Here is a 12,007-nt window from a genome sequence, read left to right on the forward strand (position 1 = left end):
CTGCATGACGAGACCGCACGTCCCGAGCGTCGAGTGCAGCTGCTTGTCCTCGGGGCGACTAGGCATTCGATCTCCCCCGGCACCACCCATTCGCCGACCTCGGACAGACTCGGCACGGGGTTGCCCAGAACGCGGGGTCGCCCACACGGTGAACACCCGGCCAGCATGAGGTCACCCTCGCGCGCTCGTAGTGTGATTTCGCGACCCCTGGGTCTCGACGTGATTCACCAACCTGAGAGGTTCCGATGAGGACGCTCGTACGCCTGGAATTTCGTCGCGAAGGCGACGCGCCCGTCATCACCGAAGACGGCGTCGAGGAGGTCCTCGCCCGGGTTCATGCCTCCATCTGGTACCCGGAAGAGCAGCTGAGCACCCAGCAACTGGGCCGTCTGCTCCTTCTCGCCCGCACCACCGACCGAGACGCGGAGGGCCTCCGTCATTCGGAAGCGGCGGCGATGATCGAGAACGACGATCAGCTGCCGCTGCACCCGCATCTGGAGCTCCTCGCGATCAACGTGCTGGTACTCCTGACCCAGATCAAGCACGACATCCTGCTCAACTCTCTGGACGCCGACCGCATCATCCCGCTGCACGACGGGAGCAGTGGCTGCTGGGGACTCGTGACCGTGTTCCGCAACCGGGTGAACGTGCGCGTCCGCTCGGAGTCCATCGACCGACTCGAAGCCGCCACCGAACGCGCGCTCGTCGCCCTGCGCGTCGTCGCGGCAAACGACCGATCCATCCGACGCGGCCTCGCCAGCGACCAGGTCGCCCTGGTCCCCACCGGTGAGGATGTCCTCGAGGTCGCGAAGGACGGAACCGAGAGCCGTACCGGACGCGTGCACGTCCTCGGACGCGTCGGACGACTGCGCTACTCCCTCACCCAGCCCGCGCCGATCTGGCTGAACAGCATCTCCCTGGCCCTACTCCTCGGATCGGGCGCGATGCAGTTCTTCGAAGCGACAGGCAACACCGACAGCTGGTTCACCTGGTCCCACTCCCTCATCGACAAGATCCTGACCACCGCGTTCTGGACCACCGCCCTGGTCGTCGTCCAAGCCTTCCGATCCCTCGGTCGACACCCACGCATGGGAGGCAGTGGTACCCGGATCTACATCGCCTGGAAACGACCGTAGGCAGCAGACCCGCTTTTAAAGCACTTTGCGGTCACGGCCGCACAACAGGCCAGGGACGCCGGCACCAGTTTGCGGTGCACGTCCCGGTGTCGCTCTGGAAGCGCAGGGCGGCGCACTCGGTCAGCCGTGCCCCATCTGTCTGGGCGTGCGTCGACGTCGCGAGCACGTACTACGCTGTCCATAACCTTGCTGAACCTTGACGCAGATCAAGCCTTGACGGACCTTGACGCTGGGGTATACTCGCAGCAGAGAGGAAATTATGAGCACCGCAATCGACCGATACAAAGAGGATCTCGTAGACCGCTTCAGCCGGTCCGTCGACGACCTCGTCACCTCGAAGGCCATCACGGACTTCTCGCAGGACGCGCTGGACGCCACCGCGTCGTCCGCCCTCGCAGGGATGCGTGAAGCCAACCGCGTCAACACGCAGCTCGGAGCCTTCTACACGATCGACCGGGTCATGACCGTGCTCGGGAACGTTTCGCGTCAGGCCGTCAACGAGCGAGTGAAGAGCAACCGCCTCCTCCGTGTGCAGACCTCGGACGGAAAGCTCCTCTTCCCCGCCTTTCAGTTCCAGGCAACCGGTGGGGTACACCCCCAGCTCAGTAAGGTCCTGCAGATTCTCCTGGCATCGGGAGAGGACGGCTGGACGATCGCGTACTGGCTGACGACTCCGATTGAGCAGTTCGGCGGACGCACAGCGCTTGACGTCATCGGTTCACGGGAAACCGACGAGATCCTCGACCTGATGGATGTTGCCGCAGACGATGCCAAGGCTTGGCACAATGTCCCTCATGGGGAGATCTGAGAGCACACTTCAACCACCTGACCCGGACGCGGATCTGTCGCAGTTTCCGTCACACAGGCACGGAGCGGGGCTGCGATTGCATCGGGCTCACCACAAGTCAAACGATCCCTGGTACTTCTCAAGTGCCCAGGGGAGATTCGATCTCGAATCTCCCCTGGGCACCCTCAACATGGCGTCGACACGTGAGATCGCGGTCCGCGAGTCACTCGGGCATGTCCTCGCCGGGGCTTTCGCGCTCCCAAATACGGCGGTCGCAGGTCGCCGCGTGAGTTCCCTTGCGGTCCCCTCCACAAAATTCGCCGACTTCACGGCCGGAAAAGCCTCAGCTTTCGGCATCGTTCCCGGCGACGTCTCCGCCCCGAGGTCCGACTACGCCCTGACCCAACAGTGGGCGACGACGATTCGAGCAGCCGGATTCGGCGGGATCCGTTCTCGATCCCGCTTCGGCTCTGGAGCGTCACCGTGGTGTTTCTACATGTTCGGCGATGCCGGCGAACACAAACTCGGTGCAGTCGTCGCGGTAGTCAAAGTGCGCGAGGTGGTGGTCGACATGGGCTACATCACCATCGACCCGACGCCATCGTCGGAATCGCTCATCATCAATCCGTGACCGCTTCCTGGAGTCGGAACGAAGTACCGACTCGGCGCCGAGATCAACTGCGGAGCTGCAGGAGGTGGTCGCGTAACTGCAGAGACATGTGCCCAATCACTTGGCAGATCGCGGCTGAGTAGCACGGAGGCGTACTGCTCCGCGAGGCGAACTCAAGCAGCCGCCCCACCTCTGGGCGAGGTCTCGCTGTGTCCGCCGATGTCGTGGTTGGTGAGCATCACCCCGTCGCCTGTGCATCGCTGACCAGACCACCCTCGGGGACCAGCCGTGCGAGCACGGCATTGCCGCCAGCGTCCACACGGTCAGCGGACTGCTGGACGGACGTGCGCTCGCTCTGCACCATCCGGCGATAAACGTCCGCGACAACGCTGAACGTTCCTCGTCCGCCGTGCGGGCGTCAAGGTCCCTGGTTCCCCCGCGAACACCCTCGATGACCGCGAACGAGTCGTCCCGCAGCCGCTCGCGACCACCGTCAACGACACCGGACATCGCGTCGTCACTTTGCCACCGGTCTCCTGGGCGATAGACTCACTTCCCCTGACGCCCTCGATCTGACCAGGACTCCGGCAGGATCGGCTTCGACGCTTCCAGCCCATCTAGCTCCCGCGTCGCTGATGGCATGAAGGGCTGGTGCGGCGTCAGCAAGCGTCCACCAGCAAGGGGCCAAAACGACAGCTGTCGTCTCGGCCCCTTCTCCGTTGGTTGTCCTCAGCTCTGTGCGTCCTCGGGAAACATCCCGGTCGGTGGTGCTGTGTAGGGCAGCATGTCGCCGGGCCGGTTCTCGTCTGTCGACGTCGCGAAGGGGCCGGTGGGCGAGAGCAGGACTCGCATGTGCGGGTCGAGGTGGTTGATCCAGTAGGCGCTCAGTGAGCCGGCACTGGTACGAGTCTCTTCCCACATCCGCCAGAGGGCTTCAATGCGGGTCAGCGCCTCGACGCTGCTCCACCACTCAGCCGCCCACCGATCGCCGGCCGCTTGGCCCTTGGCTGTCACCCGGCGTCGGTAGGAGGGGCGGAGGAACTTCCTGACCCACTCGTCGGCGGATCCGAAGTACGTCGCCGGCACCTCCTCCTCGTCCATGTCCTCCACCTCGACGGGGTGCAGCGTGACGGGATCCGTGTCGACGTCGAACAGATCCTCGTCGCTCATCGCTCGCACCGGAGAGTTACGTTCTGCTCCGCGTCGACGTCCGCCCCGGGCTGATCCTCGAGCGGAGGCATCACCGTCACGACAGGCGAGACGGGTGCAGCGTTCGCGGGTCCGCTGCTGGCGTCGTGAGCGGCGATGGAGGCGTTGATCGCGGCAACCTGCTCCTTCGGGCCGTTGTACCAGGGCACCGTGTCGATCAGGGCAGCGCGGGCGCCGGAGGAGAGCATGATCGCCCGTCCGCGGCCCATGCTGGTGAGGTCCGCGACTTCGAGGATCTTCTCCCGCCGCAGCGCCGAGGTGGTCGACCGCACGCCCTTGTTGTAGCTGGCGGAGGTCGTCTCCTTGTCGTAGGTGCCGATCAGCTCGGAGAGGGTACGCAGGAACTCGTCTTCCGCGACTCCGCCGGCGTACAGCTTCACGTTCGCGGCGGACCACAGTTTGAGCATGCCCTCCTTGCCGAACACGCCGACTCCCTGCGACCAGGACTGGAATACAGCCATGATCGGGATCCCGCGCGAGCCGTAGTGGGAGTACAGGTCGGGGAGGTCCTTCCACCGGCAGACGTTCGCGGCCTCATCGAGGACGGCCACGAGCGGCGTCGCGAGGCGCCCTCCGCGGGAGCGCGCTGCGTGCTCCTCCGCGGCTTCGATGGTTGCGGCGGTCAGGGCGGTGACGAGGGGGCCGGCGGTGCCGGCGCCCTCCTTGGACAGCGAGTACAGCGTCTGGGTCGACGTGACGAACGTCTCCGGGACGAACTGCGGGCGGGTGTCGTTGGGGCGGGCGTTCACCCAGTCGGCGGTCGCGGCGCTCTTCAAGCAGACGGCCATGCCCTGCGCGGTCGAGTAGATCCCGTCGCGGGCCTTGTCGGCGGTGTTCATGATGCCGCGGACCGCTCGCGCGTTCGTCGGGTAGCCGTTGTCGTGCAGGAGCTCGACGGGTGTCTCGTCCTCGACGGAGGTCAGCCAGAGCAGCACATCGCTGATCGGCCGGTTCCCGGCCGCGGCCGCGAGCAGCAGATCAGACAGCAGCTCTTGGCCCTTGCCGTCGAAGTAGGCGTCGGTCTTCGCGTTCATCGCCCGGGTGCCGGATGCGAAGTGCGTCGCGAGCTTGGCGGCCTTGGTGTCGTCGGTGACGTAGGAGAGGGGGTTCCACCACCAGGTCGCGTCCTCGAATGCGACGCGCTGCGGGTCGAAGACCCACACGTGGCCCTTGGCGGCGCGGACGTCCCTGGTTGCGTCGAGCACATCGCGCTTGTTCGACGTCGTGACCACGGCGCCGGGCGCGGCCATGATTGCGGGGATGACGAGGGAGGTCGACTTGCCCACGCGGGGGCCAGCGATCAGCAGCATCATGTCCTCGAACGAGGCGTAGAGCATCTGCTTCCCCAGGTGCAGCCGGCCCACCGGGACGCCGGGGTTCTCAGCGACGCCGAGGCGGGCGGACTTCTTCAACGCCTCCTTGCGCATCATCGGCGCCAGGTCGCGCGGGGTCGCCATGTATCGGGCGGCGTGGTCGACGCTTGAGCGGTTCTTCCGTCCGAGCGAGCGCATCCACACGAGCCAGAGGCCCACGAGGACGATGACGGCGACGGCGGCCGCGGCGATCATCGTTGCGGACGTCGACCACACCACTCGGCCGCGGAACAGGCCCGAGATGATTTCAAACGGGTCCGAGGGCAGGCCCTCGTTCACGCCGTCGAGCTTGGAACCGACCGCGACGGCCACCCAGACGATGCCGATCGCAGCGATCGCCGCGAGGGCTGCGCCGAGCATCAGGGCGTCGTTATTGGCCTTGCCGGGCTCGCGGCGGCGGTTGTTGGCGGTGGCGCTCATGCGGACTCCTCCGTGTAGATCGGGCCAACCCACCGCGGGGTGCAGTCGTTGGCGGGTGCTTGGTGCGAGGTCCCCCAGGAGAGGACGGCGAGGCCCCGCTCCGCGAAGGAGACGGGGAGGTCGGTCGTGTGGAAGCCGTGCTCCCCCGGGGCGGACCGCTGGCAGGTCCAGCGGTAGCCCTCGAAGGCGAGCGTCGACGGGCAGCTCACGCGATCACCCGGTCCCACTGGTCCCAGGCGACGAAGCTCGCCATGAGCCCGACGCCGGTCCAGCAGAGGGTGAGCAGGAACCGATCGCGGTCTGCCGTCCGCTGACGGGCTCGGATCGCGCTGATGATCGAGGCGCCGGCGGCGCCGGCCGCGACGCAGCTCGCGCCGAGTGCGACGAGGACGCTCATGGCAGGATCTCGACGTTCACGGGATCGGTGGGCAGTGGCTCCGCTGCGCGGCCGGCGCGGGAGGTCGCGTGCCAGAGCTTGTTGGTGTCGTTGACCTCCTTCTCTGCTGCGGTCAGCTCGACGCGCACCGGGATACCGGGACGTCCGCCGACCTTGATCAGGAAGCGGCCGCGGCCGGGAGGCTCGGACTCGTGCCCGGACACGGGGTCCCAGGCGGGCGGGTCCTGCCAGGAGGTGAGCATCCCCTGTTCAGCGATCGACATCGGCACCGCCGAGGTCAGCAGCGGCATTTCCGCGCCGGGGAGGCCGCCGCAGATGACCATGCCGGAGCGTTCCACGAAGCCCTTCGCTTTCATCTGATCCTCTGAGGAGGCCAGTGCGAGGAGGTCGGACATGGTGTGGCTGATCATCGCCAGGCCGACGCCGCGCGCACGGTTGAGGCGGGTGAGCGCGTCGACGCGATCGACCATGCCCTTGCCCGCGCGCAGCGCCCGCCACAGCTCGTCCAGGATCACGAAGTAGTGCCGTTGCGGTTCGAGCTCCGCGTCCGCGAGGGCGGCCGCGACGTTGACGGTCCCGAAGCCGGCGGACCAGCAGGCGAGGAGGATCGCGGCCTGGAGGTCGCCTTCGGAGTCGTCGATCGAGGACACGTCGTAGACGACGGGCCGGTCCCGGCGCATCGGCGTGGTCGTCTGCTTCGAGAACACCTCGCCCAGGCGTCCACCGGTGGTCAGGCCGATGAGGGAGGCTTCGAGGTTCTCGGTGACGTCCTTGTACTTCTCGATGTTCCCGCGGTCCAAGGCGACCTGACGGACCTCGTCCGGCGCCTCCTGGATCACGCGCAGGAGGTCTGCGAGGACCGGGACGCCCTGGTGGTGCTCGTCCAGGTACTTCAGCGCCCGGTCGATGATCGTCTCTTCACGGTCACTCGGCGGCTGCGAGCGGAGGATCGTCAGCAGCGCTGCGACCATCGTGTGCCGGCGGCCGTGGGCGTCCGCGAGGACCTGGTGCGCGAGGCGCTGCACCTTCGCGGCGTGCTTGCGCAGCCGACCGACCTCCGCGATCATCGCCGCGGTGTCGTCGGAGACGCCGAGCGCGTCGACCTGGTGCGCGAGCTCGTCGGCCCGCTCGAGCGAGCGGTCGGCCTCGTCCCGGAGGCGCTGCGCCGCCTCCGACGCCTCGCCGGGATCGAGAATGTTCAGGTAGCCGCGGCCACGGCCAAGGGGGATCACCTGCCCGTCGAGGGCTTCGATCAGATCCACGTAGTCCGGCTTCAAGTCGCCCAGCACGAGCGGGATCGTGCCGTACCCGGCAAGGCCGGCGGCCATGCGACGGGTCAGCGAGGACTTCCCCAGGCCGGGCTTGCCGAGCACGAACATCGACGGGTTGCTGATGAGGTTCGCGCGCTGGAACCAGCTGATCGGGTCGCAGCAGACGGACGCGCCGGTGGAGAGGTTCTTCCCCAGCGGCACCCCGATCATCGGCGTACCCGTCCCGACCGAGAACGGGTACAGCCCGCACACCTGCACGGTCGTCCCGCGGAACTCGTCTGCGGCCGTGACGTTGACGGCCTCACCGCCGCCGCGGCCGAGCCACCCTCGGATGCTCGGGCGCAGAGGACGGCGCAGCGCCGTCCCCTGGCTCTTCTTCTTCCCGCCGTGCGGGATCTCGATCTTCTTCCCCTCTCGGCGCCGGGTGCGCGGGGTGGTGCGCTCTCTGGTGAGCGTCGGGCGCTGAGCGACCGCCGCTACCGGGGCCGGAGCTTCGCCCTGCCCGCGCGCAGCCCGCCGCGAGGGAGCCGTCGTGTCGGTGCCGGGCTCTGCCGAGGACGACACGGCACCGGTGGGCAGGCCGTCGCCGGTCAGCTCCTCCCCCGTCGTATCGCCGTGCGCGGCGGTGACCGCTCCGTCCGGCAGGACGTCCTCGCCGGGCTCGAGCTCGTTGTCGCTGTTCGAGGAGAACAGGCGGGTGATCAGGCTCACAGGGACTCCCTCACTTCGGTGGGCAGGCGCAGGTGACGCGGGAGCACGAGCCCCAGCGGCAGACCCGCAGCGAAAACGGTGTCCTGCGACCCGAACGCCGGCCGCACCCGAAGACGCGCCGCAGCGGTCAGCGAGTCGATCGCCGCGCGTGCGTCCGCTTCGTGCACAGCGTCAGTAGTCGTCGCGGTGACGATCAGGCCGAAGTTGAGCAGGCCAGCACCGGAGGCCTCTTCCGCCGCGGTCGCCTGGGCGGAGCGGGTGGAGAGGGTCGAGCGGGCGGTGGGCTTGGTCGACGCGGAGCTGTTGAACTGTGCTGCGTTCAGGTCCGCCTCCACGATCGCCGCGGCGCGGGCCGGGTCGATGGGGCGGTAGAGCAGGGTGACGCGCTTGCGGGCGACGTCGCGGTGCGGCGCGAGCAGGCGCGCGAGGATCCCGGACTGCACGACTCCGCGCGGCGGGGAGGTCATCGTCCACGACGTGGATACGGCGCCGTCGTGCCGGTACGACTCCCACCGGGACTCAGCGGCCGCGGGGCCGACGTCCGTCCAGGACAGCTCGGGCACGTCCCCGGAGGCGCGGGCCTCATCGATCAGGACGGCGGCGGCGGGGTCGTAGGCGATCCGGATCACCTCGCACAGCTCCTGAGCGCCGAGCGGCCGGGCAGCGCCGGCCCCTGTCGCGGCGAGGCTCGTCGTCAGGCCAGGCAAGCGGGCGGCGAGGTCGGCGGCGACCTCCTTCGCGTTGCGGCGCTTCCCGCCGATGCGAGAGAGGGAGGAGAAGGTGATCGCGACGTAGGCGCGGATCGTGGCCGACCCGACCGGGTAGCTGCTGACGACCTCCGAGAGCATCGCTCGAGCGAACTCCGGCGCGTCGGGGTCCATCGACCCTTCGACCTCCGAGCGCAGGCGCGTGCCGGTGTCGGGGGCCGTCTCGACGGTGACGGAGGCTGCCTCGATGCCGGGCTCGTCTCCGAGGTTGGAGAGCCAGATGCCGTACTCCGCGACCTGGTTGTTGACCTGCTCCTGATCCACCAGCGCGGCGCCGTCCGGCTCGGTAGCGATCACGACGGTGTAGTGCTTGGTGGAGGGGACGTGCACGAGAGCGAATCGGCGCCCGTGCGAGTCCTCGTGCTCGGAGAGCTGCGACGCCGCCGCGAGTCCGGGGAGCTGGAACGTGCCCCATTTCGCCCGACCCGCGGGACCTGAACGATAGACGTTCGCTCCCTTGGCCTTCGTCCGCATCCAGTTCACGCGATTCACCGTCCTTCCGAGGGCGCTCTGCCCGTGCTTGTCCTTCACTGAAACCGTCAGCAAGATCCCGCCGAAGATAGCGGCGACGACGAGCGCGGCCCCGAGGCCGGAGAACATCGACGCGATGATCGAGGAGAGGATGCCGACGAACAGCACGCCCGTGGCGAGCTGTCCGAGGCCGCCGAGTCCCGCAGTCTGCGGGCGACGCCAGTTGCCGTACGTCCGCGGCGCCTCAGCGCTGCGCGTAGGGGTTGTCGTGCTCATCAGTTCCCGCTTCCGTTGCCGCCAGTGGCGTCGTCCGTGGCTGCCTTGACCGCCCCTGCTGCGTGCTTCGCGCCTTCGGCGGCCTTCCCGGCCACCGCAAGGCCGACACCGATCGGACCTCCTGCCGCGGCTGCGGCACCACCGCCTGCCGCCGCACCGCCCGCTGCCGCGCCACCGCCGGCCGCAGCTCCGCCAGCTGCGCCGCCGCCCGCTGCTGCGCCGCCGCCTGCACCGGAGGCGGCCGGAGTCGCAGCGGGTGACCCCTTGCTGCCGGCGGAGGCGCTACTGCCGGACGGTGCGGAGCCGAAGCCACCGCCGCCGGGCGACCCTCCGCCCCCGCCGCTGTCGCCTCCGCTGCGCGAGCGGATTGCTCCGCTGGCAATCTCCGCCGCTCCACCGGCCGCGGCCGCACCGAGCAGGAGGCCTGCACCGCCACCGCCACCGCCCACGGAGGCGACAGCGGGGACGAGGAAGCGCATCAGCGCGGGCAGGGCCACGAGCGCGATGAGCATCAGCGCGAGGCCCGTGACGATCTGGAACAGTCCAGTCCCGTCCGACTTGAACAGATCAGTGCCGGTCATCCGGAACGCGATCGCGTAGACGATCGCCGCGGCGGGCTTGTAGAGGATGAAGGCGAGGGTCCAGGCCATCGTCTTCTTGAACCACTGCTGCCCGATTTCCGTATTGGTCGCGGCCGCGGCGATCGGGAAGATGCCGGCGAGGACGACGAGCATCGCGCCGCGGAACACCATGAGCGCGATCTGAACGTAGGTCATGAGCACGGCGAGGATGCCGAGGAGGAACAAGCCGATGAGGCCGATACCCGACGTTGCGGTCAGCGAAATCATCGCGAAGATGTTCGTGCCGAAGCAGTTGCTCTCACCGTTGGTGACGTCGCAGTCGGTGGAGTTGTTGAGGATCCAGATCGAGAAGGCGTCGCCTGCCTGCGTGGCGAGACGGATCACGACGAGTCCCGCGCCGGCGACGGCGATCAGCGTCAGTACCGACCGGGCGAGGGTGCGCAGCTCGCCTGCACGTTGCGTCCACACCATGCGGCCGGCGGCGACGAGGATCGACAGGATCGCGAGTCCTCCGGCGTACCACTCGAGCTGCCCTTGCACCCAGCCGACGGTGCTCGAGGACTCGTTCAGGTGCAGCGCCAAGGGCAGGAACCCTGTCACAAGTGCGGAGGCGGAGGAGAGCAGGAAGACGGCGAAGATGATGACGCCGATGCGTCCCATGTGCGCTTCGCCGTCGCCGTGGCGGCGACGGATGCTCATCATGACGCCGGCGATGATCAGCGACATGACCGCGAGGCCCGCCGCGACCCACGTCACGTAGCCGAGGATCGTCTCGAACGCCTCCGGCAGGGGCGGTGTGCCGCCGCCGTTAACGCCGCCTCCCCGGTCGACAACGGTCACCGGGGAGGGAACGTTCACCCAGAGGGTGCCGAGCGAGACGACCGCTTTGCCGAAGCCCTCCAGGATGTTGTTGACGAACTGCTGCAGAGCGTCGTTCGACGCCTGCGAGACGACGTTGCCGATGCCTTCTCCGGTCCAGCAGAGAACGTCGACGACGGAGCACGGCTCTTTGTCGGGGACTGGGGTCATGTGGTGCCGCTCCAAGGGAGGTAGCCGCCGAGGCTCTGCAGAGCGACCGGGCGGAAGGTGGGGAGTCCGTCATCGGTGAGCACGAACTTCCAGTCGCCCTCGGACCAGCTGAGGGCGTAGGGGAAGCTGATGAGACGTCCGTCGGAGATCTGGAAGGCGATGTCGATGGTGGCGTTATGGCCGTCGTAGGCGAGGACTTTCACGCCGGCGATCTGGGAGCTCAGGCCGGTGTTGCTCTGAGTGGTCTCCCGGGCCAGCGCGGCGTCTCGACCGGGGCCGGGGACGGTGAGGCGTTCGGTGACGAGGTCGCTCAGACGGCCGTCCGTTCCCATCGCCCAGAGATTCGCGACGGCGAAGGCTGCGCCTTCCACGGTGTGCGCGTAGCAGCTGCGGACTCCGTCGGCGTCGACGACGCCAGGCCCTGCATCGTCCGAGGAGGGCGCTGCCATGGTCCCGACGATGGTCCACTCCGCGTCGGGTGCAGCAGCGAGGTTGCCGCTCTCGTCGAGTCCAGGGAGGCCGCAGATGCTCGCAGCATCGGCGTCGAGCTCTGAGGCCTGGGAGGTGGGCGTTGCAGTGGTGGCGGGCGTGGCGGTGCCCTGCTCGCCACCACTGTCCAGGGACGTGACGGCGAGCAGGATCGCGGCCAGGACAAGAATTCCGAAGACGATTGCTCCGAAGATGAATCCTCGACTGGTGAACGGGTTGCGGGACTGCGTGTCGCTCATGACGTCGTGCCTCTCGTTGGTGATGCCGGTCGGTGTCCTCGTGCGCTAGCTGCCCATGAGGAAGCCGACGATCGTGAACGCGGCGGAGACGATGATGACGCCGACGAGGAGTCGGCCGAGCCAGCCGCCGATCTCTCCGCCCTCGCCGCGGCGGGCGGAGACGGTCATGGTGACGCCGAGGATGATCAGGCCGACGACGGCGACGCCGAGGCCGACCCACTTGGCCCAGCCCATGACGGTG

11 protein-coding genes and 1 pseudogene are annotated in these 12,007 nt (G+C 68.2%); 3 read left to right on the forward strand and 9 right to left on the reverse strand.

The genetic code is table 11. The annotated features are described in order from the left end of the window. Positions 1-245 precede the first annotated feature (245 nt). The 3 genes from C5C95_RS15045 to C5C95_RS15055 all read left to right on the forward strand — a co-directional run bounded on the left by C5C95_RS15045 (position 246) and on the right by C5C95_RS15055 (position 2,554). Positions 246-1,136, forward strand: coding sequence for a hypothetical protein (locus C5C95_RS15045; protein WP_146087098.1), 891 nt, complete (start codon positions 246-248; stop codon positions 1,134-1,136). 259 nt (positions 1,137-1,395) lie between these two features. Next, the gene (locus C5C95_RS15050; protein WP_104317980.1) at positions 1,396-1,944 is read left to right on the forward strand and encodes an antitoxin Xre/MbcA/ParS toxin-binding domain-containing protein; all 549 of its coding nucleotides are present in this window, start codon (positions 1,396-1,398) and stop codon (positions 1,942-1,944) included. Then, entirely contained in the window at positions 1,931-2,554 is a 624-nt protein-coding gene (locus tag C5C95_RS15055) for an RES family NAD+ phosphorylase (RefSeq protein WP_258071667.1), read from the forward strand. The genes C5C95_RS15050 and C5C95_RS15055 overlap by 14 nt, the downstream gene beginning before the upstream one ends. Before the next feature lie 708 nt (positions 2,555-3,262). On the opposite strand, the gene C5C95_RS15060 is transcribed toward C5C95_RS15055, so the two are convergent. The 9 genes and pseudogenes from C5C95_RS15060 to C5C95_RS17555 form a co-directional block, all read right to left on the reverse strand. Continuing rightward, positions 3,263-3,703 carry a DUF4913 domain-containing protein gene (locus tag C5C95_RS15060; protein WP_219814330.1) on the reverse strand — a complete coding sequence of 147 codons (441 nt, stop codon included), beginning with the start codon at positions 3,701-3,703 and terminating at the stop codon, positions 3,263-3,265. Continuing rightward, complete coding sequence (locus tag C5C95_RS15065; protein WP_104324758.1) at positions 3,700-5,535, reverse strand: type IV secretory system conjugative DNA transfer family protein; 1,836 nt, start codon at positions 5,533-5,535, stop codon at positions 3,700-3,702. Before C5C95_RS15065 ends, C5C95_RS15060 begins: the two co-directional genes overlap by 4 nt. Next, on the reverse strand, positions 5,532-5,744 hold the full coding sequence (locus C5C95_RS15070; RefSeq protein WP_104317977.1) for a hypothetical protein: 213 nt from the start codon (positions 5,742-5,744) through the stop codon (positions 5,532-5,534). The genes C5C95_RS15065 and C5C95_RS15070 overlap by 4 nt, the downstream gene beginning before the upstream one ends. Beyond that, positions 5,741-5,932, reverse strand: a complete 192-nt coding sequence (locus tag C5C95_RS15075; protein WP_104317976.1) for a hypothetical protein — start codon at positions 5,930-5,932, stop codon at positions 5,741-5,743. Before C5C95_RS15075 ends, C5C95_RS15070 begins: the two co-directional genes overlap by 4 nt. Continuing rightward, on the reverse strand, positions 5,929-7,536 hold the full coding sequence (locus C5C95_RS17705) for an ATP/GTP-binding protein (RefSeq protein WP_208323109.1): 1,608 nt from the start codon (positions 7,534-7,536) through the stop codon (positions 5,929-5,931). Before C5C95_RS17705 ends, C5C95_RS15075 begins: the two co-directional genes overlap by 4 nt. Before the next feature lie 374 nt (positions 7,537-7,910). Continuing rightward, positions 7,911-9,428, reverse strand: a complete 1,518-nt coding sequence (locus C5C95_RS15090; protein ID WP_181125713.1) for an SCO6880 family protein — start codon at positions 9,426-9,428, stop codon at positions 7,911-7,913. Beyond that, complete coding sequence (locus C5C95_RS15095) at positions 9,428-11,038, reverse strand: hypothetical protein (protein WP_104317975.1); 1,611 nt, start codon at positions 11,036-11,038, stop codon at positions 9,428-9,430. The genes C5C95_RS15090 and C5C95_RS15095 overlap by 1 nt, the downstream gene beginning before the upstream one ends. Then, entirely contained in the window at positions 11,035-11,766 is a 732-nt protein-coding gene (locus tag C5C95_RS15100) for a hypothetical protein (RefSeq protein WP_104324759.1), read from the reverse strand. Before C5C95_RS15100 ends, C5C95_RS15095 begins: the two co-directional genes overlap by 4 nt. A 45-nt stretch (positions 11,767-11,811) precedes the next feature. Beyond that, positions 11,812-12,007: pseudogene (locus C5C95_RS17555) on the reverse strand (hypothetical protein); the annotation flags it as partial.

This window comes from Rathayibacter sp. AY1B7 (assembly GCF_002932735.1).
Classification (GTDB): Bacteria; Actinomycetota; Actinomycetes; order Actinomycetales; family Microbacteriaceae; genus Rathayibacter.